This window comes from Saccharothrix obliqua, assembly GCF_019375475.1.
In the GTDB taxonomy this organism is placed as follows: Bacteria; Actinomycetota; Actinomycetes; order Mycobacteriales; family Pseudonocardiaceae; genus Actinosynnema; species Actinosynnema obliqua.
This window is the reverse complement of the sequence record NZ_JAHXGQ010000012.1, coordinates 212,917-238,485: the sequence shown is the minus strand read 5'-3', so window position 1 is coordinate 238,485 and position 25,569 is coordinate 212,917. Positions and strand designations below refer to the sequence as shown.

Genomic DNA, 25,569 nt, shown 5'->3' with positions numbered 1-25,569 from the left:
CACAGTGCTCCGACCCCGGCAGTCACCGTCCAAGTCCCGCAACTGATCCGAGTCCGAATTCGGCACCAATCGTCGTCGCGACCGTCCTGCGCGCCTGGCCACACCCACTCGGAGATCGCCTTCGCCGCCCTGATGGGCGTCGCTCCGCTGCCAGGATCACCGGGCAACGCTGCCTCAACGAGGCTTCTCGCAAGCACTACATCAGCCACAAACTCTTCCGACTCCCCACCGCCCGGCCACGATCAAATAGAAGCATCACTGTTGGTGTTAACGATAGGCTTCGTGATGATGGCACCATTGGCCCTGTTGGCAACGGAGTCTGGGGCGGGTTGACATCTTTCGTCATGATTGTCCATGAGTTGGACGAGAATAGCCGATGAACGCCGGAGCAGGCAAATCGGCAACAACTGAGCCGCACGTATTTTCCACAGGAAATGACCCAGATGAGCTGCCGCGCGACTTCCCGGGAGTGAGGTCGCCAGCGGGCCCCAGAAAGAGGCAGGAATGAAACTGTCCATTTCCGGAACTTATTCGGTCGGCAAAACCATCACCAGTATGGCACTCTCGCACCTGACCGGCATTCCGCGCACGGCCGCCCCCACGATGAGGGAGATCCTCCCGATCTCCATCCCCGGCAAAACGCTGGAGGAGTGCAACGGCGCGGAACTCATCATGCTGATCACGCGACGCATCCAGGGCCGTGCGGTCGCCGAGAGCCACCTGGGGGACGACTACATCTCGGACGGCTCGTCGCTGCACGAGTGGGCCTACGCGACGGTGCGGGTCAAAGTTGGCATCAACCCGAACGACTCGGTCGACCTGGAGACGGTCGAGATGACCGACGAGGTCCGCTTCTACGCCGAGGTCATGAAGCAGATCAAGGTCCCGGCGGTGCAGCACGCCAAGAAAGCCTACGACGTGTTCGTCCACCTGCCCATCGAGTTCCCGATCGTGGAGGACGGGCACCGGCCGGTGAACGAGCGGTTCCGCTCGCTCGCCGAGGGACTGTTGCTGGAAACCCTGGCGGAGCAGGACATCCCGGTACACGTCGTCGGGGGACCGATCCCCGAGCGGTTGCAGAAAATGCTCGACATCTTCAGGTTCACGCCGCAGATGAGCATCGACGAAGCCATCGCCCACGCACAGGAGGACTACTCGAAGATCGATACCCGCACGGAGATCGAGCGGCTGGCCGACACCGTGGCCTGAGAAGCGCGGCGATGGTGGCCGGCCCGCGCCGAGCCGCCGTCGCGGTGCCCCACCCCGGCGAGCGGCTCACCACCGCTCTCGACACCCGGACGAACGGAGATGAATTCGTGAGGATTGCTTTCGTCGGCGCGTACGGCAACGGCAAGACGACACTGACCACGGAACTGTCGGCGCGGCTCGGACTCGGGCGCACCCACGGCAGCGCCATGCGGAATCCCGCGGGCGGCGCCCCCAAGCCCCTGGAGGAGACGACCGAATCGGAGCTGATCCAACTCGCCGCCCGTCGCTTCATCGAGCGCTCCGTCGAGGAATCCTCGCTCAAGAACGGGTTCCTGTCCGATGGTTCCGTCCTGCACGAGTGGGTCTACACCAAGGTGCGGCTCGCGGTGGGGCGGTACCCCGAGCCCGCCGCCGACGTGAAGACAGCCGTGCGCTCCGGGAACACCGGGATCTACGAGGAAGTGGTCGACCAGCTCAGCTTGTTGGCGCAAGAGCACGCGCGCACGGGTTACGACCTTTTCGTCCACTGCCCGGTGGAGGTGCCGCTCGCGGTCGACCCCCTGCCCATCAGCGAGTCCTTCCGAGTGCTGTCCGACAAGCTCATGCTCGAGACGCTGGGGAAACTCGGCCTGCCCGTGCACGTCGTCACCGGGTCCGTGGAGGAGCGGATCTCCCAGGTGCTGGCGCTCCCGAACGTGCCGTCTCCTCACTAGGGGCCAGCCACCACACGACATGGTGATACACATCACAGATGTGGTTGTGCTGTCGATGGAAACCCGACTTCATCGACAGCACAACCGGCCGCACCCCGAGGCGTTGCCCGACGCAGGTCATGACGGTCGGGGACTCCGCAGATGAGGGCCGGGATTCAATGGCGAGACGCCGGAGTTCCCGGACTGATCACGACGAAGGGCACACCGGATAGAACGAAACTTGTACCATGAGTCGCCTGACATCTATGTCGAACGAATTCCACCACAGGTGGACAGTGGATATTGCTTCTGGGGGGATCATTGATGACTGGTACCGGTTCGACCCGATCGAGCGCCAACGTCACCGTGCACGAGGTCCGCCGCAGCGGCATCACCGCTGCCGGCCGTGCGTCGAGTTTGACCGACTTGAAGTTCGCGGAATTAGGTGTTTTCCTCGCGGCCCGGCGCGCCGAAGTGACACCGCAACAGGTCGGGTTACCGAACACCGGACCCCGGCGACTTCCGGGACTGCGCCGCGAGGAAGTCGCCATGCTGGCGGGTATCGGAGCTTCCTGGTACACCTGGATCGAACAGGGCAGGGCGAAGAACGTATCGCCGAACATCCTGGCCGCGATCGCCGACGCCCTGTGCCTCAACGAAGGCCAAAGGCAGTACATGATGCGCCTGGCGGGCTACGCGACGCCCTCGCCCCGACTGTCACCGGAGAACCACCGAGAACTGAGCACCAGCGCCGTGAACGGCTTCCTGCCGAATCCCGCGTACGTGCTCGACTGCTACTGGGACATCGATGTGGCCAACTCGACCGCCGTTCGCCTGCTCGGCATCGAGGGGCAGTGGACGAATTACCTCGACCTGCTCTTCAACCACCCGCAGGCGGCGAATCGCTTCCCGCACTGGGAGCAGGAGGCGGCAAACGCCGTCGCGCACTTCCGGGCGGAGAGCGCGGAGATGCTGGGCGATGCGCGACTGGACGCGCTGATCACCAGGCTCCGGGACACGAGCCCGGTGTTCGCGAAGCTCTGGGACCGGTACCACGTCAATGACGAACCGCCCATTGTCCAGGTCCTGAACCACCCGGAACTGGGCGAGCTGCCGCTGACCCGCCTCTCGCTTGACGTCACCTCTCGCTCCGGCCTGAAGTTGGTCCTCCTCCGCCCGCGATCCGCCGACGCCGCCGACCGGATCAACCGATGGGTGGACGGCTCGGACACGAGGTGAGGAGTCCGCTCGCCGAGGTCGCCTCGCGCGTCACCTGACAGCCCGGACGAGCAGTTCGTGCAAGGCTCGCTGCTCCTCCTCGCTGAGCCGGCCGAGCGGGGCGTCGACACCCAGTTGTTTGACCACCTGCTTGCGCAGCGCGGCACCTTCAGGGGTCAGGTACAGCAACTTGGCACGACGATCGGTGGGGTGAACCCGCCGCTCCAGCAGGCCCATCTCCTCCAGCTTGTCGGCGACGAACGTCGCGTTCGAGGCTTCGCAGTGCATCCGCTCCGCCAAGGCGCGAAGAGTACGAGGCTCAGGCAGCTCCCGCAGGGCGACCGCCTGCGCCGCGGTGAGGCCGAACTGCTCCGCAACCTTGCGGGTGTGCCGGTCCATCGCTTGCGATAGCGCGCTGACCAGGCCACATACCTCACCAGCGGGAAGAGGGGCCGGTCTCTTGGGCGTCGCCATGCGTCCATGATAGTCGGCCTCCCACATCCAGCCGATCACTGAATATTAACAACTCGAAGTATACTAGATCGATGCTTCGTGTGGACAGGATTGCCCTGCCTGAGACGCGTAGTTACCATACGCTTCGAGTTGCTACTGTTCGAGCTGCAACCGATTGGCTCGTTGGGGGTGGGACGTGCCCTCGTCCGTCTTCGCCGTGACCACCCCACCGATCGAGAGAGGTGCACGGCAGTCATGACAACGTCACGTGCCGTACGGCATCCGGCGCTGGTCCTGCTATCCCTGGCACTCGCCCAACTGATCATCGCCTTGGACTACAGCATCGTGTTCGTCGCGCTGCCCGACATCGGAGCGGGGATCGGCTTCTCCAGCCACGAGTTACAGTGGGTGATCGGCGCGTACGCCGTCACGTTCGGCGGGTTCCTGCTGCTCGGCGGCAGGCTGTCCGACCTGCTCGGACGACGCCGGTTGTTCTTCGTGGGCTTGGCGCTGTACGCGATCTCGTCGGTGGCGGGCGGGTTGGCGGAGTCCCCTGAACTCCTCGTGCTCGCCCGCGCTGTCCAGGGCCTCGGCGGCGCCGTGCTCGGCCCGTCCACGCTGTCCCTGATCACCACCATGTTCGCGGAGGGCAAGGAACGCAACCGTGCCCTCGGGGTGTGGGGAGCCACCGGCAGCAGCGGCATGGTGGTCGGCTCCCTGCTCGGTGGCGTGCTGACCCAGACGATGGGCTGGGAGGCCGTCTTCTTCGTCAACGTCCCGCTCGCGGTCGGTGTGGGCCTCCTCGCGTTGCTCGTCGTCCCCCCGGACACCGTGACCGCACGCCGGGGTGGGCTCGACCTGCCCGGCGGGGTGACCGTCACCGCCGGCGCGCTGCTGCTGGTGTTCGGACTGGTCAACGGCCCCGAGGCGGGCTGGACCGATGTGCTCACCCTGGGCAGTTTCGTCGGGGCCGCGCTGTTCGTCGCGGCGTTCGTCCTCATCGAGTCCCGGTCGACGGACCCGCTGGTGCCGCTACGCGTGTTCAGGAACCGCAACCTGAGGTTCGGCACCCTGATCACGTTCAGCTTCATGGCGACCTTCGGGGCCAGCGCGTACTTCATCACCCTGGCGTTGCAGGAAGTGCGTGGCTGGAACGCCCTGAACACCGGGTTGGCGTACATCCTGCCTTGCGCGCTGATCCTGATCGGCTCGTTGCTCGGCGGGAAGCTGTCGACGGCGATCGGGGTGCGCTCCGCGCTCGTCCTCGGCCTGGTGGTCGGGGCGATCGGCACCGCCCTGTTCGCGGCGTTCCTCGACAGCGGTTCGACCTTCCTCCAGATGACGCCGGGCATCGTGGTGTTCAGCCTGGCCCAGGGCGTGCTGTGGACGTCCATGTTCGCAGCCGCGACGTCCGGGGTGGAGAACGAGCTTCAGGGCCTGGCGTCCGGGCTGGCGACCAGTGGTCAACAGGTCGGTGCCGCCGTGGGCCTGGCGGTGCTGGTCGGAGTGACCAGCACGGTCAGCGGCCCCGACCCGTCGCCCGACCGACTGTCCACGGGCCTCCAGGTCGCCGAGTACACCTCGGCGGTGCTGATCCTGCTTTCCGTCGTGTTCGCGCTGGCACTGCCCAGGGCGAAGTCGACCGCGGCGGCGGAGGGGACCGCCGGGAAAGCGCCGGTGGAAAAGGCGTGACGTTCGCGAGGTGGCCGTCCGCGGTGCTCGCCAGGAACCCGCGGACGGCCACCCGCGTTCTTCCGGCGCGCATATGAACGGGATCGCGCTCGACCGGGTGTTGGCGCGACCACTATGTCGAGCACGCACTGTTCAGCCGCGGGTACCGGCCGGATGATGGACGCATGTCCTCACCGGTGATTCCCACTCCAAACATTTCCGCTCCATTCGACGAGAAGGAATTCCGCACCGTTCTGGGCAGGTTCGCTACCGGCGTGGTCGCGGTAACCGCACTCGACGCCGGGGACTCGCAGCCCGCGGGCTTGGCCGTCAACTCGTTCACGTCGGTCTCGCTCGACCCGCCCTTGGTGCTCTTCTGCATCGCGCACACCAGCTCGAGCTGGCCCAAGGTCCGAGCCGCCGAACGGTTCTGCGTGAACATCCTCGGTGAGGCCCAGCGTGAGACGAGTGAACGTTTCGCCACCAGTGGCTCCGACAGGTTCCGAGGACTCCGGTGGACCGGAACACCCCAGGGGGCGCCGATCCTGGAAGGCGCCATCGGCTGGCTGGAGTGCTCAGTCGAAGCAGAGCACCCGACCGGCGACCACGTGGTCGTCATCGCGCGGGTACACCACGTGGGCGCACACCACGTGGGCGCCCCGCTGGTCTTCTACCGCGGTTCGTACGGCCGGCTGGCCGCCGCGTAGCCGAGGCGGGTCCACGAGCGAGGAAAGAGAAGGTACCTACTCCATGATGAACAGCACAAGCCCCCGGAAGCCCCTCGGGGTAGGGATCGTCGGCCTCAGCGCCAACGGCGGCTGGGGCGCGCGAGGTCACCTTCCCGCACTGCGCGCGGTGGACGGCTTCGAGGTGCGCGGACTGGTGGGTTCGACGCCCGAGTCGGCCGCGCGGTCCGCCGCGGAGTTCGGCGTCCCGCTGTCGTTCACCAGTGTCGCCGACTTGGCCGCCCACGACGACATCGACCTCGTTGTCGTGGCGGTCAAGGTCCCCCTCCACCGCGAATTGATCGTTCCCGCGCTCGAGGCGCGGAAGGTGGTGTTCAGCGAGTGGCCGCTGGCCACCGGTTCCGAGGAGGCAGCCGGACTCGCGGCGCTCGCCGCCGAGCACGGGGTCAGGACGGCTGTGGGTCTGCAAGCCCGATCGCACCCCTCCGTGCGTTACCTCCACGACCTGGTGAAGGACGGCTACGTCGGCGAAGTGCTGTCGACGAGCATCGTGGCGTCGGGCGGCGGCTGGGGTGCGACGGTCCCCTCGCGCAACGAGTACACCGCCGACCGCGACAACGGCGCCACCCTGATGACCGTCCCGTTCGGACACACCCTGGACGCGTTCACCCTGTGCCTGTCCGGTTTCACCGAGCTGAACGCGACCACGGCGACCCGACGGCCGACGATCAGCAACGCCGACACCGGGAAGCCGGTCCGGCAGACCGCGGAGGACCAGATCGCCGTCACCGGCACGCTGGAGAGCGGCGCTGTCGCCTCGATGCACTTCCGGGGCGGTTCCAGCCGGGGCACGAACCTGCTGTGGGAGATCAACGGCTCCGAAGGCGACCTGGTCGTGGCCGGAGACTCCGGACACCTGCAGTTCGGCCAGTTCACCCTGTGGGGCGCCCGCGGCAAAGACGCCAAGCTGTCCGAACTGACGACTCCCGCGATCTACCACGCCATCCCCGGCGTGAGCGAGGTCTGGTCGGGAGTCGCGCACGCCTACAACCTGCTGCGGTCCGACATCGAGGCCGGCACCTCCACCGTTCCCGATTTCGCCCACGCGACGGAGCACCACCGGCTGCTGGACCGGATCACCCGCGCCGCGGCCACCGGAAGGCGCCAGTAGCCCTCCCGGCGGAGCCCTTGTCCGCCCATCGCTTCCAGTTCCAGTCAAGGAGCCACCATGCACAGCGGAATCGGAGTCTTCCTGTCACCACTGCACGCACCGGGACAGGATCCGCACCTCACCATCCGCCGCGACCTCCAACTCGTCGAGCACCTGGACGAGCTGAACTACGACGAGGTCTGGTTCGGCGAGCACCACTCCCTCGCCTGGCCGACGATTGGCGCGCCGGAGACCATGATCGCGGCGGCTGCCATGCGAACGAAGCAGATCAAGCTGGCCAACGGCGTGGTGCCCCTGCCCTTTCACCACCCGTACCACGTCGCAACCAGGGCGATCATGCTCGACCAGCTCTCCCGTGGACGCTACATCCTCGGCGTTGGCCCCGGCGCGACGCCGAACGACTCCTACCAGCTCGGGGTGGACCAGAACGAGCTGAAGCGGATGGCAGGTGAAGCGATTCCCGTCGTGCGGGAACTCGTCAACGGTGAAGGCAGGGTGAGCGCCAAGACCGACTGGTTCGTGCTGCAGGACGCCAAGATGCAGCTCCCCCGCTACAGCAAGCCGGGAATCGAGATGGCCATCTCGAGCGTCGGCTCGGCCAACAGCCCCAAGGTGGCCGGGCAGTTCGCACTCAGCCTGGTGTCGTGGGGCGCACCTCCACCCGGGTTGCCGAGCGTCGACCTGGCGCAACAGTGGCGCTACCTGGAGGAGTCCGCCGAGGAGCACGGCAACGCAGCGGACCGGAGCACGTGGCGGGTCGTCGTCCCGCTGCACATCGCGGAGACGAGGGAGGAGGCTTACCGCGACGCGCGTGAGGGCTTCTCCGACTGGCTTTGGAACTACTGGGGCAAGGCCGCCGGCTTCGACGTGGCCGCCGGCATGGAGGGCGTCCAGCCCGGCCAGGAGCTGGAGGTCGGCGTCGAGAGGGGCTTGGCGATCATCGGCTCGGTGGAGGATGCGGTCGAGGCGATCGAGAACCTCCAGGAGCGGACCGGTGGTTTCGGCTCGTTCCTGGTGTACGGCATGAACTGGGCTTCGTTCGACAAGACGAAGCGGAGTTACGAGTTGCTGGCGGAGCAGGTCGCCCCGCGGTTCTCCGGCACCACGAAGCGCGGCGACGAGTCCGTTCAGTGGAGCATCGACAACCGGCACCTCTTCCCGCACACCGCCGCCCGGCGTGAGCGGATGGAACGCGAGAGGAGCACCACGACCCGCTGACCGGCGCTGCGCCGGGTGTCCCCAGGCACGGCGCAGCGCAACCACAGAGCCCCGCGGCACATCGGGCCGCGGGGCTCTGTGCCGTCGTGAGCAGTGGGAGCCGTTTCGACGCGGCGTCCGCGAGCTTGTTGTTCACGGCGATGATTCCCCCGGCGGCGGTCTTCACGACGGTGACACCACCACAAATGGTGACAGCGGAGTCTGGGAAATGCCGCGCACCAACGCGATGATGAGTGCATGAGCGGGGATATCCGCACCCGATTGGCCTTTTCCGCCGTAGACGTCACCCCGGCCACTTCACCGGCCGAGAACAGTTCATCCCAGGAAGGGGTGGACAGCACTTGTTTCGAGACCCCACCGGGAGTCGGCACCGAAGCCGTCCCGCACCTCACCGCCGACGGCCTGGGCGTCCTGCCGCAGGGCACGACCGGGCTGCACTTCGCACCTGCCCACCAAGAGACACCGGAGAACGCATGAACGCGTGGTTCCTGGAACGAATGCACGATTTCGGCGATGCCGAGGCGATCGTCCACGACGGACGCGTGGTGAGCTACGCGGAGCTTCTCGACTTGGCGGTGGAGTGGCAGGACTACCTCGACCTCAAGGGCGTCCGCGCGGGGCAGGTGGTGGCGCTGGAGTCGGTGAGCGGTGTCGCGGCCTGCGCCGGACTTCTCGCGCTGATCGCCCGCGGCGCCATCTCCGTCCCGCTGGCCCCGTTGTCCGCTGCGAAACGAGCGGAGTTTCACGAGATCGCCCAGGTAGAGGCGGTGATCACCCTCGACGCGCACGGCCGTTCCCACCACGACACCGACCGCAGGGCCGACCACGAGCTGTATCGGCGGCTGCGCGATGACGGCGTCCCCGGCCTCGTCCTGTTCAGTTCGGGAACCACCGGCCGCAGCAAGGCCTCCGTGCTGGACCTCTCGAAGGTCCTGGCCAAGTACGGCGAGGTTCACCGCCCGAAGCGGACGGCCGGTTTCCTCAACCTCGACCACATCGGCGGCATCAACACCGTGCTGCACACCCTCAGCCGGGGCGGGACGCTGGTCACCCTGGCAGCGAGGACACCGGACGCGGTCTGCGCCGCCATCGCCGCGCACCGCATCGAAATCCTGCCGACTACCCCGACGTTCCTCAACATGCTGCTCATCTCGGGTGCCTGCGGGCGGCACGACGTGAGCTCGCTCCAACTGATCACCTACGGGACGGAGCCGATGCCACTCGGCGTCCTGAAGCGCCTGGACGAGGCGCTGCCCGGTGTCCGGTTGAAGCAGACGTACGGTCTCTCGGAACTGGGCATCATGTCGACCAAATCGCGTGCCAACGACAGCCTGTGGATGAAACTCGGCGGGGACGGCTTCGACTACCGCGTCCGCGACGGCGTGCTGTGGGTCCGGTCGGACATGGCGATGCTCGGCTACCTCAACGCCCCGGCACCCTTCGACGACGAGGGCTACTTCAACACCCAGGACGCGGTGGAGGTCGACGGCGAGTACGTGCGAATCCTCGGCCGCAAGTCGGAGATCATCAACGTGGGAGGAGAGAAGGTCTACCCCGTCGAGGTCGAGAACGTCCTGCTGGAACTGCCCTTCGTCGGCGATGCGACGGTTTCCGGACGGCACAGCCACGTCACCGGCCAGGTGGTGAGCGCGCTCGTCAAGCTGACCGAGCCGATCGACCCGCGTGAGGTCGCCAGGCGGGTGCGAGCGCACTGCGCCGGCCGCCTGGAGCCGTACAAGGTGCCGCTCGTGGTCGAGGTCTCCCAAGACGATCAGCACTCCGACCGGTTCAAGAAGATCAGGAGCGCCTCGTGAACGCCACCGCGACGCAACGCAACGTCGGCGTGGTGACAGGCGGCAGCCGAGGACTGGGACGGGTTCTGGTCGAGCGGATGCTGGCGAACGGCTGGCAGGTCGCCACGTTCAGCCGCAACGCCAGCGACTTCACCGAGATGGCCACCGAAAAGTACACAAAGGACTTCTACTGGGAACCCGTGGACCTGCACCACGCGTCAAGCCTGAGGAGCTTCACCCACGCCGTCGAGTCGATCTTCGGTCGGGTGGACCTGCTCGTCAACAACGGTGGCGTGCTGCACCAGGAGTTGTTCCTCACCACCGCTCCGCAGCGGATGCAGGACATCGTGACCACGAACCTGGTCGCCCCCATGCAGCTCGCCCAGGTGTGTGCTCGCGCGATGATGCGCGGCGGTGGCGGCTCGATCGTCAACATCTCATCGATCAACGCCGTCCGCGGCTACCGGGGCGTGGCGCCGTACTCCGCTGCCAAAGCCGGACTGGAGGGGCTCACCCGCAGTCTGGCCAGGGAGCTCGGCCCGCTGAACATCCGCGTCAACACGCTCGCCCCCGGCTTCTTCGACAGCGAGATGACGGCGGAGATCACGTCGGCCAACCGCGAGAAGATCCGCAGCCGCACACCGCTGGGCAGGCTGGGAACCGCGGAGGAGGTAGCGGACGCGGTTTCCTTCCTCGCCTCCCCACAAGCTGCTTTCGTCACCGGTCAGACATTCGTCGTGGACGGAGGAATCACATGTTGAGTGAACCAGAGGTCGAAAGCGTCGTTCTGCGGGAAATCGCCGCTGTGCTGCTCGACGACAGCGGTGACGAGTACCTCCTGGACGACCCGCTGCTCTCAACCGGCTTGAACTCCCTGATGCTGGCGCAGTTGCTGCTGCAGTTGGAGTCCGCGTTCGGCGTTGACCCGTTCGGCGACGAGCGCTCCATCGCCGAGGTTCGGACCATCCGGGACCTGGTCACCGCGTACGAGGAAGCGCTGATGACCAAGACGGCAGGGGCGCTGGACAATGGCTGACAGCACTCTGCTCCTGGCCTCGATCGACGACTACCTGGGCCCGGGCGAGAACCGCTTCTTCTCCCGCGGGTACCAGCGCGCCGGGTACCGAGTCCGCGACATCACCGTCGATCCGCCGGACTTCTCCGAGCCCGGTGTGCGAGCACGGGTGGACGTCGAGTACCCGGCGGACTGGTCCAGGAAGGGCGATGTGGACCAACGGCCGCACCTGAGTACCGTCGACGCCCTCGTGCTGGGCGTTCAACTGACGGAATTGCACCTCGCGCACGGGTTCGGCCTCAGCCCAGCCGACCGTGCCCGCGCCCGGTTGCGCAAGGCGGTACTGCGCGCCGGTGGTGAGCCGCAGGAGGACCTCACGGACATCCCGCTGTCGACTCGGCTGGTACGGAGCGAGGCGACCACGCCGTCGTATTCGCTGTCCGTGTACGACTGCGCGGTCGGATCCCTGCGGATGCGTTGCGAGGTCGAGCACCCCACCGGTGCTTCGAGACGGGAACCGGGCAACTACGACGACCTCGACGACGTTCTCGGCGATGGCGGCAGGCGGTACTACGGCGAAGCTTTCAAGTCCCGACGGCACCACGTGCGGGATGTGCGCGTCGACTTGGACACCCTCGACGCGCAGGCAGAAGTCCACTTCTCCCCGGAACCCGACGTGGCGGATCGGGGCATTGGCGGCCGATTTCAACCGTCGGTCACCTTCGTGGACGCCTTCGTGGTCAACCTCCAGCTCGTTCAGGTCCTGCTCTACGAACTGGACTCCCTGTCCAGAGCGACGAGCAACACGCTGTGGATGATGCAGACCGTCCTGGAGGCACTGGCGCCACCACCTCCGCTGCCTGACCGCGCCGAGGTGGCACTACCCGCCTCTGCGACCCTCGTCGGGAAGCGGCTGCTCACCCTGCGCGGCGGCACGTGGCGTAGCGTCGACATCGAGGCCAGGATGGCCGGCATCGGCATCCGCTGCAGTTTCGCCCACGAGCTGCCGACGTGAGCCTGCACTCAGGTCGCCCCCGGGCCGATCGTCATCCTGTTCCCGGTCGAGGACGACGTCGGCGCTCCTTGTGCCTGGGACCATCGGCCGCAGTTGTGCCGTCGCGGCAGGCTCGGGCACCAACGCGGCGAGCACGATGTTGCTCACGCAGGTGATCGGCAGGTGCCGTCGGATTCCGTCCGCGAGAACGGACTCAAGCCGGCCGGGTCGGTCCGAGCGATATCCGAGCCGGCACCCCACCCAGGCGCGTAAGGTCGCTGTCGGCTACTTGACGTGACCGAGCGCTTGTCGGGGGGTCATCAGGTGCTTGATGAACGGCCGAGCGCGTACGACGCCTTCCTCTCCTACAGCCACGCCGCGGACGGGCGGCTGGCTCCGGCGGTCGAACGGGGTCTGCACCGGTTGGCCAAGCGGTGGAATCAGGTGCGGGCGTTGCGGGTGTTCCGCGATCAGACCAACCTCGCCGCGAGCCCGGACCTGTGGGGCACCATTACCACCGCGCTGGACCGGTCCCGGTTCTTCATCCTGTTGGCCTCACCGGAAGCAGCGGCCTCGCCGTGGGTGGGGCGCGAGGTTTCCCACTGGATCGAGCACCGGGAGCGGGAGACGTTCCTGATCGTGTTGACCGGCGGCGTCATCGCCTGGGCCGGTGACGACTTCGACTGGGACCGCACCGACGCGTTGCCGCCGCGGCTGCGCGGGTGGTTCGACGCCGAGCCGCTGTGGATCGACCTGAGCTGGGCGGGCGACGAGGCGCACCTCTCGTTGGGGCACGCCGGGTTCCGCCGGGCGTTGGCCGCCCTGGCCGCGCCGATCCACGGCAGCACCGTCGACGCCATCGACAGCGAAGACGCGCGACAACACCGCCTGGGCAGGCGACTGCGCCGGTCCGCGGTGGCCGGTGTCGCGTTGCTGCTCGCCGTCGCCCTGGTGTTGAGCACCCTGCTGTGGTCCCGGACCGAGGGCCAGCGGACCGCGGACCAGTCGCGCGCGCTCGCGGCCCGCAGCCAGGCCGTCGGCGACCGGGACCCGGAGTTGGCGCGGCTGCTGGCCCTGGCCGGTCACGCGGTCGGCCCGACCGTCGAGTCCCGCACGGCGATGCTGCTCGCGGCCGACCGCCCGGGGCTGGCCGCCATGGACGGCGGGCAGCCGGTGCACGCCCTCGCGGTCGGCGCTCGCGGCACGCTCATGGCCGGCGGGACGGAGGTGCGCCGGTGGGATCTCGCCACCCGCCGCGAGGTCGCACCACCGAGGCCGATGCTCGACGGCCCGGTCAGGACCGTGGTCTTCAGCCCCGACCTCTCGCACCTGGCCGTCACGAGTCGGCGCAAGGTGGAGGTGTGGGCGTTGGACGAGCGGGGCGAGCCGCGCAACCCGCGCATCATCGCCACCGAACCCCTTGACGACCCCGATCGCCCCGAGCACCGGACGGTGTCGTTCAGCCCCGACGGCGCGCTGCTGGCGATCAGCGGGTCCGGCCACTCCGTGCGGCTCTGGGACGTGCGGGCCTCCCGGCAGGTCGCCCACAGCGACCTCGGGCGGCAACCACCCGCCCTCACCACGTGGACCTCGAACGTGGCGTTCAGCCCGGCCGGGTCGCTGATCGCGACCGGCGGCCGCGACGGGAAGCTGTGGTTCCGCGACGCGACGACCCTCGCCCCGGTGGGCGAGCCGCTGACCGTCGACACCACCGACCACGCCGCGCCCGCCTTGGCCTTCAGCCCGGACGGCGCGCTGCTGGCCACCGCGAGCCCGGACGGCGTGGTCCGGCTCTGGGACACCGCCGCGCGCCGCCCGGTCGGCGAACCTCTCACCGCTCCCGCCGCGGGGCGATCTTCGGTGGCCTTCAGCCACGACGGGCGCCTCCTGGCGACGGGAGACCGTGACGGGGCCGTGCGGTTGTTCGACGTCGACACCCGGCGCCAGGTCGGCGATCCGCTGACGGGGCACGTCGCTCCGGTGCTGTCGGTGGCGTTCGCCCCGGACGGCCCGACGCTGGTCTCCGGCGACGGCGACGGCGTGATCCGCGTGTGGGACGTCGAGAACCACTCGCGCACCGCCGATCCGCTGACCGGACACCCCGGACCGGTCCACGCGGCCGCGTTCAGCCCCGACAGCCGTTTCCTGGCCACCGGTGGTGACTACGGCAGGGATTTCGCCCCACCGGCGCGAGGCTCCTACTGCGCGGAACGCGGCTCGGACGTCTGCGTCCGCGGCGACGGTTGGGAGGCGTCCCTGACCCGCCTCGGGTTCGACACCGGGCTCCTGGGTGACGACGAGATCGCCCACCTCCGGACGCGGGTCGTGGACGGGCCGACCGTGCTGCTGTGGGACACCTCCAAGCGCACCGCGGTCGGCCGGTTCACGACGGGCGACACGCGGACCGTGCGCTCGTTGGCGTACAGCCCGGACGGCTCGACGCTGCTGGTGGGCGGAGCGCAGGCGGGTCCGGGTGTCGCGACCGCGGGCACGGTGTCCACAATGGACCCCACCACCGGTCGCGTTCGCATTGCGGCGCAGTACGGCCCGATCCGCCCGGTGTGGTCGGTGGCCTACTCCCCGGACGGCCGGACGGTCGCGCTGGCCTCGAACAGCCTCGAACGCGACGCCGACAAAGCCACGGTCCACTACTGGGATCCCGTGTCCGGGGCGTCGATCCGCACGGCGCTGAAGGGTCGCACGGCCTACACCACCGCGTTCAGCCCCGACGGGCGGACTTTGGCCGCGGGCGCGGACGACGGCACCGTGTACTTATGGCCCGTGGACGGGGGCGACGGTGTCACGCTGGCGCACGACGGGCCGGTCCGTTCCGTGGCGTTCAGCCCCGACGGCAGGACGCTGGCCACCGCCGGTGCCGACAACCTCGTGTGGTTGTGGGACGTCGCGTCACGTCGACGGATCGGCGAGCCGCTGACCGGGCACACCGGGCAGGTGCACGCGGTGGCCTTCAGCCCGGACGGCGAGTTGCTGGCCTCCGGCGGCGGCGACGGCTCGGTGCGGCTGTGGCACGTCGCCTCGCGGCAACGGGTGGGGCCGACGCACCTCGCCCACGACGGCTCGGTGCGCGCGGTCGCCTTCAGCCCCGACGGGACGATGCTCGCCGGGGTGGGTGAGGACGGATCGGTGCGCTTATGGCGGGCCGGCCACCTGACCGACGTCGAACGCGCGCTGTGCGGCCAGGTGAGCAGGTCGCTGACGGCGGAGGAATGGGCCGAGTACGCGCCGGACGTGCCGCACCGGCAGGTGTGCCCGTGACCCGCGGGGGCGTCCTGGTGCTGGGGTTGGCGATGCTCGCGCTCATCTCGTGCGGCGGGACCGACGAACCGGTCCTCGGCACGACGACGTCCGGGGTGGCACCACTCGATCCCGGGCAGCGCCTGCGGGAACTCGGCACCACCTATCGGGTCGGTGGCCTGCGTTCGTGCTCCCCGCCACGCCTCGACGAGGCGCGCTGCGCCGAAGAACTCGTCGGCGCGGGCAGGGCGGTCGAGAAGTTGAGGGAAGCCGTCACCGCGGACGAGACCGTGGCGGCGACGCGCTACCAAAAGATCGTCGTGGTGGCCGACGACTTCCTGCGAGCGGTGAACGTCATGATCAAAGGCGGGTGCTACGGCTTGGGTCCGCCCTCGGCCGTCGAGGAATCCCTTTCGCTGTGCGGCGACCTCGCGGCGCTCGCGGTGCTGACCTGGATGGAGTTGGAAGCGGTCGCGAGTGGTCGATGACGGTGACCTGGTGCGACCTGCGAGCCACCGCCGCATTGAAACGCGCCGATCGTGCGGAGCAGCACGGTGAGTTGTTCTTCTGCGAGGGAACTGGAGGCAGGGCCGCGGAGGTCTCCCTCCGCGTGGGGGTGCAAGCCGAGCAACGTCGCCTGAACAGGACCACCCCCGTGCGCCGGCTCGGTGATGCGCCCGCGCAACAGGTCTTCCGCCGCGGTCAGGAGGTCGGTTCCCCATTCCCGCACCGCATCGTCGCCGGTGTCAACGCGTTCCTCACCTTCGCTCCCGATGAGCACGCCTTCATCTGCCAGCAGGTCGAGCGTCAGTTCGAGTTCGCGCCTGCCGTCGGCCAGTCGCACCTGGCGGGTGACCGGGTCGTAGCTCGCGGTCAGGCAGTGCAGACCCCGGCGCAACGTGGTGTTCTCCAGCCCTCCTTCCCAGGCCGTGCGTCCCAGTTCGACCCACCCCGCGCCCGTCAGCAACGTCTCCACCCGGTCCAAGACGGTATCGACGTGGCCTTCGCCCTCTCCGGCACCGTAAAGCCGCCGGTATGCGGTGCGGGCCCAGTCGTAGCCGCCGGTCGCGGCGGCGGCTTGTCCGGCGAGGACGATCGGGGTGAGCAAGGCCGTCACTTCAGGGAAGTCGAGGTCGGGGCAGCCGCCGCGGTGGCACCAGTGAGGACCGGGGCACGACAGGACGAGTCGGTGCACCGCGGCCAGGGCGTCGCCACCGCCGGTCGACCGGGTGGCGCACAGCAGGTAGCCGTGCAGCGGGTCGGGTACGGCGCTCAACCCCTCGTCAGCGTGCAGCGCGCCGCCGTAGACGTACACGACCAGCCCGCTCTTGCCCTCGTCCGCCCAGCCGGCGATCGCGGCCGTGGCGGTGCCGAGGAAACCGGTGCCGTCGTCGGGGGTGCTGGTGTCCAGCAGCCAGTGCCGGCTGTGTCGCCAGTCGCCTGCCGACGACAGCGCGGTGATCACCGCTTCGGCCCCGGCAGCGGTGTTGTCATCGACCGGCAGTCCCGCCAGGGTCGCGGTCGTCGCGAGCAACTCGCTGGCCACACCCGGGTCCTGCGCCGCCGGCACGGGCTGTGCGGGCTCGGTGGACCACCAGCGCTCGCCGTCGGGAACCAGGGCCTCGTTGGCCATCTCGTCGATCCGCACCTCACCGCGTGGTCCTTGCTCGTCCGCGGTGCCCAACAGCGCGTGCAGGACGACTTCCAGCTCCCCGATGCCGCCGGGGGCCATGGCCAGTTCCGGGCGGTCGTCGTGGTCGGTGGGCAGGTGGATCGTGACCTCGCCGAGTTCGGGGAAGCTCCGGACCACAACGGGACGACGTGGCCCCTCGCCCTGTGCGCCGGAGGGGTCGCGGTACTCCGGCCGGGCGTTGCCGTGGCGGTCGACCAGCGGGACCCACGACGGACGGCGTTCCTGGTGCCGGGTGATCCGCTCCAACTCGCCGAGCAGTTCTCCCTTGGTGGGGTGCGAACGCAGAAACCCGACCGCGGCAGGCCGTACCAACGCTTCGAGATCGTTCTTGGTCAGCTGCTCGGGGTGCGCGGGGATGTCGATGACCACCTCGGGCTTGGCCAGTTGAGCGATCATCACCTGGACGGCGGCGGCGAACCTGGTGGCGAAGTCCCCCCGCGTCGTCTCGAAGGCGATCCTCGCCGGCTCGAGGTCCACGTTCTCACCGACGAGGCTGTCCAGCATCCCCCGCAACAACTGGTTCCAACTCGCCGGGCTCACCATGGGGAAGACGATACGGATCTTCCAGGACGGAGGGCCGGCCAAGCTGTTTCCTGGAACGGCCTCACGGTGTTGTCGGTCAAGCAGGTGTGTCGGCGTGGTCGGTGGTGAGTCGCTCAGTGAGCTGTTCGACGCCCCGTCAGAGCTGGTCCGAGTGCCAGCTGGGGCGCGGGCGGCCGGCGGTGTCCGGGGTGGGTTCCGGGTTCATCAGGTTGAGCAGCATCATCGAGTCGTGGTCGGCGCTGCCGGGCGGCGCCTGGTAGACCACCAGGCGCTGGTGGTCGTTGAGCACGTCCAGCACCTCGTAGGTCAGGGTCATCAGGCCGACGCCCGGGTGGTCGAGCACCTTGCGGCCGGTCGACAGGCTGCGCACGTCGTGCTCGTGCCACAAGCGCGGGAACTCCTCGCTCTTGGCGCTGAGTTCGTCGACCAGCGCCTTCAGGGCCGGGTCGCCGGGCAGCAGGCCGTCCATCGCGTGTAGGTGCGCCACGGCGTTGCGCGCGATCATGTCCCAGTCGACGAACAGCGTCCGCGCGGTCGGGTGCAGGAAGATGTAGCGGATGGTGTTGCGGCGGGCGGGTGGCCACGACTCCAGACCGGCCAGCAGTGCCAGACCCGCGGCGTTCGCGGCCAGCATGTCGTTCCAGCGGTTCAGCACGTACGCCGGTGACGGGGACACGGTGTCCAGCAGCTGTCGCACGACCGGGCGCACCCGGCGATTCGTCGCCGGTGCGGGCGGGGTGCGCTTGCCGGAGTGCGCCGCCAAGCGGAACAGGTGGTCGCGCTCCTCGCCCTCCAGCAGCAGGGTCGAGGCCAGCGACTCCAGCACCGCGATGCTGGGGTTGCGCTCGCGCCCCTGCTCCAACCGGGTGTAGTAGTCGACGCTGACCCCCGCCGAGGCGGCGACCTCCTCGCGCCGCAGACCTTGCGTGCGCCGGAGGGTGTGCCCCTCGGTCAACCCGATGTCGGCCGGCCGGACCTTCGCCCGGCGCGATCGCAGGAACGTGCTGAGTTCCGTCTGCTGGGCCATGCACCCATGCTGCCACGGGTTCAGCCGGTCAGCCTGGCAGTGGCGCACCCGGGGACGGGGTTCCCAGGGAGGAACGCGTCCTGCCGGTGGGACGACGCACGACGCACGATCGGTGTCGTGACCGAAACGAAGACACCACCCGAGACCAGGACCGCGCTGCCGGTGCGCAGGCTCGCCGGCCGCACCGTCGGCGCGTTCGGCCTGGGCTGCATGGGTATGAGCGAGTTCTACGGCAGCCGGGACGACGCCCGGTCGGTCGAGGTCCTCCACGCCGCGCTCGACGCGGGCGTGACCATGCTGGACACGGCCGACATGTACGGCGACGGCCACAACGAGGAGCTGGTCGGCCGCGTGCTGCGGGATCGGCGTGACGAGGCGTTCGTGGCCACCAAGTTCGGCATCCGCCGGGGCGGGGGCCGCCGGTGGCACGACTCCAGCCCCGGGTACGCCCGCGCCGCGTGCGACGCGAGCCTGCGCCGGCTCGGCGTCGACACCATCGACCTCTACTACGTCCACCGGCTCGACCCGACCACGCCGGTCGAGGACACCGTAGGTGCGCTGGCGGAGCTGGTGCGCGCCGGCAAGGTCCGGCACATCGGCCTGTCCGAGGTGAGCACGACGACGCTGCGCCGCGCGCACGCCGTGCACCCGATCGCCGCGGTGCAGAGCGAGCTGTCCCTGTGGACGCGTGACGTGGTGACCGACGGCGTGCTGGCCGCCGCGCGCGACCTGGGCGTGACCCTCGTGGCGTACTCCCCGTTGGGGCGCGGGTTCCTCACCGGTGCGCTGCGCGACCGCGACGGCCTGGCCGAGGACGACTTCCGGCGGGCCAACCCCCGGTTCACCGGCGAGAACCTGTCCGCCAACCTGTCGCTGCTGACCCCGGTGACCGAGGTGGCGCGGCGGCACGGCGCGACGCCCGCGCAGGTCGCGCTGGCGTGGGTGCTCGCGCAGGGCGAGGACGTGCTCCCGATCCCGGGCACCAAGCGGCTCGACTACCTGCGGGAGAACCTGGCGGCGGCGGCGCTCTCGCTGAGCGCCGCCGACGTGGCCGCGCTCGACTCGGCCTTCGCGCCGGACCGGGTACACGGCGACCGCTACCCGGCGGCCACCATGCCGGACACCTCCGACGCACCGGGGACGCGGGCATGAGCGGCCGGGAGGACGCCGGCCGGCGCGTCATGGGCGTGCTGGGCATCGACCCGGACGCGGTGATCGCCTCGGTCGCCGCGCTCGACGAGCGGTTCGGCCACACGATCGTGGAGTACGCGTTCGGCGACGTCGTCGGGCGCCCCGAGCTGGACCTGCGCACCCGGCAGCTGGTGACCCTGGCCCTGCTGGCCGCGCAGGGCGGGTGCGAGCCGCAGCTCGACACCCACATCCCGGCGACCCTGCGGGCCGGCGCCACCCGCGACGAGATCGTCGCGCTGTTCGTCCACCTCACCCCCTACGTCGGCATCCCCCGGTCGTTGAACGCCCTCTACCAGGCGAAGCGACTGTTCGACGCGGCCGACGACACCATCCCGGAGCAGGAGCGCACCCCGTGACCACCTCGCCGTCCACCGCCGCGCCGCCCGTCGTCGCCGAGGAGGTCGAACCCCGGTCGTGGCCCGCCGTGTGGGTGCTCGGCCTGGGCACCTTCCTGTTCGTCACCACCGAGCTGCTGCCGATCGGGCTGCTGCCGTCGATCGGCGCCGGGGTCGGTGTGCCGGTCGGCATCGCCGGGCTGGTCGTGTCGGTCTACGGCGCCATCGCGGCCATGACCGCCGCCCCGCTGACGTCCCTGGTGCGGAGGATGGACCGCCGCCGGCTGCTGGTGGGCCTGCTGGGGCTGCTGGTGCTGGGCAACCTGGTGTCCGCCGTGGCGCCCAACTACCTGGTGCTGATGCTCGGCCGGGTGCTGATCGCCTTCGCGCACGGCGTGTTCTGGTCGACCACACCCGCCGTCGGCACGCGCCTGGTGGACCGCGCGAGCGCGGTGCGGGCGCTGTCGGTGGTGCTGGGCGGCATCTCCGTGGCGTCGGTGGTGGGCGTGCCGCTGGGCACCGCCATCGGGCAGGCGGCCGACTGGCGCGTGGCGTTCCTGGTGGCGGCCGGTCTCGGCCTGCTCGTCATGCTCGCGGTGCTGGTGCTGCTCCCGTCGATGCCGGCACGCAACGGCGGCAGCCTCGCCGCCATCCCGCGACTGCTGCGCAACGGCCCGTTCCTGGTGGCGATCGGCGTGGCGGCGTTGACCATGATCGGCCACTACCTGGCCTACACGTACGTGACGCCGTACCTCCAGGAGGTCGTGGGCATCTCACCGGCGCTGGTCAGCGTGCTGCTGCTGGTGTTCGGCGCGGCGGGGATCGCCGGGAACTTCCTGGCGGGCGGCGCCGTGGCCAGGGGGCTGCGCCGGGCGCTGCTGGGCGCGGTCGGCCTGCTCGCCGCGTCGCTGCTGGCGCTGACCCTCACGGGTGGCGGTTCCGCGGTGGCGGCCGTCGTCCTGCTCGTCACCTGGGGCGTGTCGTACGCGGCGCTGCCGGTCTGCCTGCAAACCTGGGTGCTGCGCTCGGCGCCCGACGCCACCGACGCCGCGTCCTCGTTGTACGTGGCCGTGTTCAACGCCGCCATCGCGCTCGGGGCGCTCGGGGGCGGGCTCGCCGTGGAGTCCGCGGGAGTTCGTTCGGTCACAGGGATCGGCGCCGTTCTCGTCGGTGTGGCGCTGATCGTGGTGCTCATCACGCGAAAAGCGCACCGAACCACGGAATAGACTCGAATATTCGCCCGGCGTGCGAATATTCCGATTTGTCGCGGACCGGTCCTCCGTGCATCATGGATATGTCCGGAGATCCCGGCGGAGGGGAATATTCCCCGGGGCGGATCCGGCTCGGATCGGTGCCGCGACGCCACGCCGTCTGAATTCACCGAAATCACCGCAGTGTCAAGGGGAATACTTGTGATGTCCAGCGCGAACACCGCTGTCAACTTATCGGAGCACCACGCCGCGAAGGTCGACCAGGAGCCGACGGACAACGTCGTCTGCCTGGTCGGCGACAGGTTCACCGGCATGGGGGCCGTGCCCGGGGTGCAGACCCTGAGCCGACTGGTCGGCGACCTGCGGCGTGGTGCGCCGGTGCCCGCCGCGATCGTCATCGGGCAGGGACTGGGCGACTACGAACTCGACTACCTGCACGCCGCGCTCGCCCGGCGGGAGGACACCAGGGGCGTGCCCGTGGTCACCGCCAAGGGCACGCCGGTGGCCAGGTCCCTGGTCCACAAGCACCGTGAGCAGAACGTCCTGCTGTCGGACCTGCGCACCCTGCCCGACGGGCGGCGTCAGGCGGCCCTGGTGGTGCACGGGGAGAACGAGCTGCTGCTCGACCACCAGACCGGGCAGCACGTGCAGGGCATGATCGTCGCCGAGGCGATGCGCCAGATGTTCATCGCGGTCTTCGAGGCCGAATACGGCGTCCACTTCCCGGATCGCCACTACTACGTGGTGTGGAACTCGATGTCGGTCACCTTCGAGTCCTTCCTGTTCCCGCTGCCCGCCGAGATCACCTGCGAGATCGTCGAGGCCGATGTCTCCGACCCCGAGCGGATGACGTTCCGGGTGACCATGGGCATCACCCAGGCGGGCACGTCGGCGGCACGGGCGGACGTTTCCTTCGCCGCGTTCGACGACCACCGCATCAAGCGGTCGGAACTGCGCCGGGCAACCTCCGCGGTACAGGCGCTGGTCGCCGACCGCGCTACCGAAGTGGCGTGGTGACGTGACACGCGTCGCCGCTTTCTTCGACATCGACGAAACATTGATCACCGGCAAGAGCATGTTCGACTTCCTGCGGTTCCACCTCGCCGACGAGCGCACCCCCCAGGTGGGCCAGGCGGCGCGGTTCGCCGAGTGGGAACGCCTCGTGGGCGCTGTCTCCCGGCACACCGCCAACCAGGGTTACTACCGGATCTACCGCGACGTGCCCGCCGACCTGGTGCGGCAGCAGGGCCGGAAGTGGTTCGCCCGCAGCCGCCGCACCCCGGGCTTCATCAAGCCGCGGGTGGTCGGCGCGCTGGTGCGGCACCGCCTCGCGGGCCACCGCGTGGTCCTGGTCAGCGGCTCCTTCCCGGCGTGCACGCAGCCGCTGGCGGAGGCCCTGGGCGCGCACCACGTCCTGTGCACCGTGCCCGTCACCGGCCCCGACGGCCTGCTCACCGGCGAGGTCGACCGATCGGTCATCGGCCCGGTCAAGTCGCAGGCCGTGCGTGAACTGGCCCGGCGGGAGGGCATCTCGCTGCCGCTGAGCTTCGGCTACGGCGACCACGCCAGCGACCTGCCGCTGCTGCAAGAGGTCGGGCACCCGGTCGTCGTGGGCGTCGACCCCGAACTGGGCAGGCACGCCGACCGCAACCGGTGGCTGCGACTGGACGGGGTGGCGGCGTGAAGGGGGACTGCTTCTGCGGCTGCGCGCTGGCCGAGTCGGCCGACGGCCCGTTCCACCGCGAGCCGGCGACACCCGCCGGCGTGGGTGTCCTGGGCTGCGGCAGCTACCTGCCCGAACTGGAGGTGGGCAACGACGTCGTGGCCGCCGAAGTCGGGGTCGAGGAGCCCTGGATCGAGCGCAAGACCGGCATCCTGACCCGCCGCCGCGCCGCGCCGTGGCAGGCCGCCTCCGACCTCGCGGCCCCGGCCGCCGAGGAGGCGCTGAGCCGGGCCGGGTTGACCGCCGCGGACCTGTCGGTGATCGTCGTCGCCACGTCGACGCCCGACTCGCCGCAGCCGGCGACGGCCTGCGTGCTCCAGGACAAGCTGGGCGCCGTCGGCTCGGCGGCGTTCGACGTGAACGCGGTGTGCAGCGGGTTCGTGTTCGCGCTGGAGACCGCACGCCGGCTGATCTCCGACGGCGGGTACGCCCTCGTGGTCGGCGTGGACGTCTACTCCCGGATCCTGGACCCGACCGACCGCCGCACCGCCGTCCTGTTCGGTGACGGCGCGGGTGCGGTCGTGCTCGGGCCGACGCCCGCGGGCCGCGGCGTCGTGGCCTCCTCGCTGGCGAGCTTCGGCCAGTACGCCGGGATGATCCGGGTCCCGGCGGGCGGCAGCCGCATCCCGCCGTCCAAGGAGTCCCTCGCGGCGGGCGAGCACTACTTCGCCATGGACGGCCGCGGCGTCCGGGAGTTCGTCGACCGCGAGGTCCCCGGCGCCGTGCGGAGCTTCCTGGCCGAGTCCGGGTACCGCGACGACGCCGTCCGGCACTTCGTCCCCCACCAGGCCAACCGCCACATGCTCGCCGACCTGGAGACCAAGCTGGCGCTCCCGGCCGCCCGGACGCACTACACGGTCGAGCGCTACGGCAACACCGGAGCCGCCTCCGTGCCCATCACCCTGGCCGAGGCGCAGCACGAGTTCACCGAGGGCGACCTGGTCGTGCTCGCCGCGTTCGGCGGCGGCATGGCGATGGGCCTGTCCCTCATCCGCTGGTGAACCACCCCATTACGAGAGGAACGACCATGCCCGCGACCACCTTGCTGATCACCGAGGTCACCACCGCGCCGGGCGCGCTCGACAGCGCCGCCAAGGAGTGGACCCGGCTGCGTGCCGACGACGGGACGGGCAGCGTGCTGTACCGGGCCCTGGACGGCGACACGCTGATGGAACTCACCCCGCTGGCGGACTTGGCCGGGCTCGCCGCCGAGGTGGAGCTGTTCGACCGCCAGTTCGCCGAGCTGGCGCCCCACGTGGCCGGCGACTTCCGCCGCCAGGTGCTCCGGTTCGTCGAGGCGCCGAAGTCCACGGACGACGCCGTCCCCGCGACGCGCTACGTGCAGCTCCGGCACATCGAGGTGCCGCCCGCCGTGTTCGCCGACTACCGCCGGTGGCGCGAGGACACGATCTTCGACGTCGTGCGCCACGCCGACGAGGTCGAGGTGTTCCTCGCCTACCACTCGCTGCTGAGCACCGAGCCGGGCGTCATGTTCGTGTCCGGCTTCGACACCACGCCCGAGCGGTACGGCGCGGTGTTCACCAGCCCCCGGTACCGGGAGATCGTCCGCCAGGCCGGGTCCGCCTACATCGCCGGCGGCGAGCGCGGCCTCTACACGACGGTCTACGAGCGGGTCGAGGCGCGGTGACGGCGGTCGCGCTGAGCGTCACCACGCAGGGACCGCTCTACCCGCCCAGCGAGATCATGAACGCCGACGGCGACTTCGTCGTCGTCGGCCGGGTGAACCGGGCGACCGCCGACGGTGGCGTGACCTCGCCCTGGGAGTCGGTGCTCGTGAGCGCCGACAGCCCGGTGCCGGAGTTCGGGCGGCACCTGCCGCACGACGTCGTCCGCCCGCTCACCCGGGACGACGACGACATGGTGCTCCACACCCTGCCGGTGCCGCTGCCGTGCAACAACTACCCGATGACGTTCGCGCCGGACCAGCCGGTCGGCGCCCGGGACGTGCCGAGCTACCCGCTGCACCGGGTGCCGATCCCCGACCTGCGGGCGGAGGACGGGCCCAAGATCACCGAGCCGATCACGCTCGGGCAGTGGCTGCGGGCGCGGGGCGAGGTGACGGTGCGGGTGTCGCCGGACCGCGGTCGGGCGGACTTCGACTTCGAGTTCGCCGACCTCATCCCGAACAGCCTCTACACGGTGATGTCCCTGCGCGAGCGGGACCTCGACCCGGCGGGCCCGACCCGACCCGGACCGCTCGGCGTGCCGAACGTGTTCACCACCGACCGGCGTGGTGCGGCCCGTTACTCGGCGACCCTGCCCGACCCGTTCCCGGCCCACGACCGCCCGGGGCGCAACCGGGTCGTGAACGTCATCGTGCTGTGGATGAGCTACCAGCGCAGCTACGGCGGCGCCATCGGGCAGTTCGGCCTGGGCGGGGACATCCACGCCCAGCTGAAGCTGACCGGGCCGGGGTTCCACGAGCACACCACCCAGATCTGAGGAGGACC

At 69.7% G+C, this 25,569-nt stretch carries 25 protein-coding genes; 22 read left to right on the top strand and 3 right to left on the bottom strand.

The annotated features are described in order from the left end of the window. Positions 1-504 precede the first annotated feature (504 nt). From KZQ38_RS30895 to KZQ38_RS30885, 3 genes are all read left to right on the top strand, one after another. Positions 505-1,209 (top strand): AAA family ATPase, encoded by a 705-nt coding sequence (locus KZQ38_RS30895; RefSeq protein ID WP_219447094.1) that lies wholly within the window; start codon positions 505-507, stop codon positions 1,207-1,209. A 107-nt stretch (positions 1,210-1,316) separates the two neighbouring features. Beyond that, positions 1,317-1,922, top strand: a complete 606-nt coding sequence (locus KZQ38_RS30890; RefSeq protein WP_219447092.1) for an AAA family ATPase — start codon at positions 1,317-1,319, stop codon at positions 1,920-1,922. 303 nt (positions 1,923-2,225) lie between these two features. Next, positions 2,226-3,140: a helix-turn-helix transcriptional regulator gene (locus tag KZQ38_RS30885; RefSeq protein ID WP_219447090.1), complete on the top strand. Its 915-nt coding sequence runs from the start codon at positions 2,226-2,228 to the stop codon at positions 3,138-3,140. A gap of 30 nt (positions 3,141-3,170) precedes the next feature. Here KZQ38_RS30885 and KZQ38_RS30880 read toward each other — a convergent pair whose 3' ends face one another. Next, positions 3,171-3,593, bottom strand: a complete 423-nt coding sequence (locus tag KZQ38_RS30880) for a MarR family winged helix-turn-helix transcriptional regulator (protein WP_219447088.1) — start codon at positions 3,591-3,593, stop codon at positions 3,171-3,173. 234 nt (positions 3,594-3,827) lie between these two features. Between KZQ38_RS30880 and KZQ38_RS30875 the strand changes: the two genes are divergently transcribed. From KZQ38_RS30875 to KZQ38_RS30825, 11 genes are all read left to right on the top strand, one after another. After that, positions 3,828-5,264, top strand: coding sequence for an MFS transporter (locus tag KZQ38_RS30875; protein WP_219447086.1), 1,437 nt, complete (start codon positions 3,828-3,830; stop codon positions 5,262-5,264). A gap of 164 nt (positions 5,265-5,428) precedes the next feature. Beyond that, positions 5,429-5,950 (top strand): flavin reductase family protein, encoded by a 522-nt coding sequence (locus KZQ38_RS30870; RefSeq protein WP_219447083.1) that lies wholly within the window; start codon positions 5,429-5,431, stop codon positions 5,948-5,950. A gap of 43 nt (positions 5,951-5,993) precedes the next feature. Beyond that, the gene (locus KZQ38_RS30865) at positions 5,994-7,100 is read left to right on the top strand and encodes a Gfo/Idh/MocA family oxidoreductase (protein WP_257902580.1); all 1,107 of its coding nucleotides are present in this window, start codon (positions 5,994-5,996) and stop codon (positions 7,098-7,100) included. Between the two features lie 57 nt (positions 7,101-7,157). Next, positions 7,158-8,318, top strand: coding sequence for an LLM class flavin-dependent oxidoreductase (locus KZQ38_RS30860; RefSeq protein WP_219447081.1), 1,161 nt, complete (start codon positions 7,158-7,160; stop codon positions 8,316-8,318). Between the two features lie 237 nt (positions 8,319-8,555). Further along, complete coding sequence (locus tag KZQ38_RS30855; protein ID WP_219447080.1) at positions 8,556-8,795, top strand: hypothetical protein; 240 nt, start codon at positions 8,556-8,558, stop codon at positions 8,793-8,795. Beyond that, entirely contained in the window at positions 8,792-10,132 is a 1,341-nt protein-coding gene (locus tag KZQ38_RS30850) for a class I adenylate-forming enzyme family protein (protein WP_219447079.1), read from the top strand. Before KZQ38_RS30855 ends, KZQ38_RS30850 begins: the two co-directional genes overlap by 4 nt. Beyond that, positions 10,129-10,872, top strand: a complete 744-nt coding sequence (locus KZQ38_RS30845; RefSeq protein ID WP_219447078.1) for an SDR family NAD(P)-dependent oxidoreductase — start codon at positions 10,129-10,131, stop codon at positions 10,870-10,872. Before KZQ38_RS30850 ends, KZQ38_RS30845 begins: the two co-directional genes overlap by 4 nt. Continuing rightward, entirely contained in the window at positions 10,866-11,147 is a 282-nt protein-coding gene (locus tag KZQ38_RS30840) for a phosphopantetheine-binding protein (protein ID WP_219447077.1), read from the top strand. Before KZQ38_RS30845 ends, KZQ38_RS30840 begins: the two co-directional genes overlap by 7 nt. Further along, positions 11,140-12,141: an AvrD family protein gene (locus KZQ38_RS30835; RefSeq protein WP_219447076.1), complete on the top strand. Its 1,002-nt coding sequence runs from the start codon at positions 11,140-11,142 to the stop codon at positions 12,139-12,141. Before KZQ38_RS30840 ends, KZQ38_RS30835 begins: the two co-directional genes overlap by 8 nt. Before the next feature lie 303 nt (positions 12,142-12,444). Further along, positions 12,445-15,396 (top strand): TIR domain-containing protein, encoded by a 2,952-nt coding sequence (locus KZQ38_RS30830; protein WP_219447075.1) that lies wholly within the window; start codon positions 12,445-12,447, stop codon positions 15,394-15,396. Next, positions 15,393-15,863: a hypothetical protein gene (locus KZQ38_RS30825; RefSeq protein ID WP_219447073.1), complete on the top strand. Its 471-nt coding sequence runs from the start codon at positions 15,393-15,395 to the stop codon at positions 15,861-15,863. Before KZQ38_RS30830 ends, KZQ38_RS30825 begins: the two co-directional genes overlap by 4 nt. Here KZQ38_RS30825 and KZQ38_RS30820 read toward each other — a convergent pair. Both KZQ38_RS30820 and KZQ38_RS30815 read right to left on the bottom strand, forming a co-directional pair. After that, positions 15,749-17,611, bottom strand: a complete 1,863-nt coding sequence (locus tag KZQ38_RS30820) for a hypothetical protein (RefSeq protein WP_219447071.1) — start codon at positions 17,609-17,611, stop codon at positions 15,749-15,751. The two genes, KZQ38_RS30825 and KZQ38_RS30820, sit on opposite strands and share 115 nt — an antisense overlap. 136 nt (positions 17,612-17,747) lie before the next feature. Then, positions 17,748-18,638, bottom strand: coding sequence for a helix-turn-helix transcriptional regulator (locus tag KZQ38_RS30815; RefSeq protein WP_219447069.1), 891 nt, complete (start codon positions 18,636-18,638; stop codon positions 17,748-17,750). Positions 18,639-18,755: 117 nt separating this feature from the next. Between KZQ38_RS30815 and KZQ38_RS30810 the strand changes: the two genes are divergently transcribed. The 8 genes from KZQ38_RS30810 (at position 18,756) to KZQ38_RS30775 (ending at position 25,561) form a co-directional block, all read left to right on the top strand. Continuing rightward, positions 18,756-19,790 carry an aldo/keto reductase gene (locus tag KZQ38_RS30810; protein WP_372452304.1) on the top strand — a complete coding sequence of 345 codons (1,035 nt, stop codon included), beginning with the start codon at positions 18,756-18,758 and terminating at the stop codon, positions 19,788-19,790. Further along, a complete protein-coding gene (locus tag KZQ38_RS30805) occupies positions 19,787-20,185 on the top strand; it encodes a carboxymuconolactone decarboxylase family protein (RefSeq protein WP_219447067.1) in 399 nt (132 codons plus the stop codon). Before KZQ38_RS30810 ends, KZQ38_RS30805 begins: the two co-directional genes overlap by 4 nt. Further along, positions 20,182-21,390 (top strand): MFS transporter, encoded by a 1,209-nt coding sequence (locus tag KZQ38_RS30800; protein WP_219447065.1) that lies wholly within the window; start codon positions 20,182-20,184, stop codon positions 21,388-21,390. The genes KZQ38_RS30805 and KZQ38_RS30800 overlap by 4 nt, the downstream gene beginning before the upstream one ends. Positions 21,391-21,579: 189 nt before the next feature. Next, the gene (locus KZQ38_RS30795) at positions 21,580-22,392 is read left to right on the top strand and encodes an AfsA-related hotdog domain-containing protein (RefSeq protein ID WP_219447063.1); all 813 of its coding nucleotides are present in this window, start codon (positions 21,580-21,582) and stop codon (positions 22,390-22,392) included. Position 22,393: 1 nt separating this feature from the next. Continuing rightward, on the top strand, positions 22,394-23,059 hold the full coding sequence (locus KZQ38_RS30790; RefSeq protein ID WP_219447061.1) for an HAD family hydrolase: 666 nt from the start codon (positions 22,394-22,396) through the stop codon (positions 23,057-23,059). After that, complete coding sequence (locus tag KZQ38_RS30785; RefSeq protein WP_308258680.1) at positions 23,056-24,099, top strand: 3-oxoacyl-ACP synthase III family protein; 1,044 nt, start codon at positions 23,056-23,058, stop codon at positions 24,097-24,099. The genes KZQ38_RS30790 and KZQ38_RS30785 overlap by 4 nt, the downstream gene beginning before the upstream one ends. Before the next feature lie 26 nt (positions 24,100-24,125). Then, positions 24,126-24,746, top strand: coding sequence for a hypothetical protein (locus tag KZQ38_RS30780; protein ID WP_219447059.1), 621 nt, complete (start codon positions 24,126-24,128; stop codon positions 24,744-24,746). Continuing rightward, entirely contained in the window at positions 24,743-25,561 is an 819-nt protein-coding gene (locus KZQ38_RS30775; RefSeq protein WP_219447057.1) for a hypothetical protein, read from the top strand. Before KZQ38_RS30780 ends, KZQ38_RS30775 begins: the two co-directional genes overlap by 4 nt. The last annotated feature ends 8 nt before the right edge of the window (positions 25,562-25,569 follow it).

Coding starts and splice junctions, on each gene's coding strand:
- KZQ38_RS30860 (WP_219447081.1), top strand. CDS start 7,158: ATGCACAGCGGAATCGGAGTCTTCCTGTCACCACTGCACGCACCGGGA.
- KZQ38_RS30895 (WP_219447094.1), top strand. CDS start 505: ATGAAACTGTCCATTTCCGGAACTTATTCGGTCGGCAAAACCATCACC.
- KZQ38_RS30795 (WP_219447063.1), top strand. CDS start 21,580: ATGTCCAGCGCGAACACCGCTGTCAACTTATCGGAGCACCACGCCGCG.
- KZQ38_RS30855 (WP_219447080.1), top strand. CDS start 8,556: ATGAGCGGGGATATCCGCACCCGATTGGCCTTTTCCGCCGTAGACGTC.
- KZQ38_RS30815 (WP_219447069.1), bottom strand. CDS start 18,638: ATGGCCCAGCAGACGGAACTCAGCACGTTCCTGCGATCGCGCCGGGCG.
- KZQ38_RS30805 (WP_219447067.1), top strand. CDS start 19,787: ATGAGCGGCCGGGAGGACGCCGGCCGGCGCGTCATGGGCGTGCTGGGC.
- KZQ38_RS30780 (WP_219447059.1), top strand. CDS start 24,126: ATGCCCGCGACCACCTTGCTGATCACCGAGGTCACCACCGCGCCGGGC.
- KZQ38_RS30885 (WP_219447090.1), top strand. CDS start 2,226: ATGACTGGTACCGGTTCGACCCGATCGAGCGCCAACGTCACCGTGCAC.
- KZQ38_RS30835 (WP_219447076.1), top strand. CDS start 11,140: ATGGCTGACAGCACTCTGCTCCTGGCCTCGATCGACGACTACCTGGGC.
- KZQ38_RS30870 (WP_219447083.1), top strand. CDS start 5,429: ATGTCCTCACCGGTGATTCCCACTCCAAACATTTCCGCTCCATTCGAC.
- KZQ38_RS30875 (WP_219447086.1), top strand. CDS start 3,828: ATGACAACGTCACGTGCCGTACGGCATCCGGCGCTGGTCCTGCTATCC.
- KZQ38_RS30865 (WP_257902580.1), top strand. CDS start 5,994: ATGATGAACAGCACAAGCCCCCGGAAGCCCCTCGGGGTAGGGATCGTC.
- KZQ38_RS30850 (WP_219447079.1), top strand. CDS start 8,792: ATGAACGCGTGGTTCCTGGAACGAATGCACGATTTCGGCGATGCCGAG.
- KZQ38_RS30820 (WP_219447071.1), bottom strand. CDS start 17,611: ATGGTGAGCCCGGCGAGTTGGAACCAGTTGTTGCGGGGGATGCTGGAC.
- KZQ38_RS30840 (WP_219447077.1), top strand. CDS start 10,866: ATGTTGAGTGAACCAGAGGTCGAAAGCGTCGTTCTGCGGGAAATCGCC.
- KZQ38_RS30880 (WP_219447088.1), bottom strand. CDS start 3,593: ATGGCGACGCCCAAGAGACCGGCCCCTCTTCCCGCTGGTGAGGTATGT.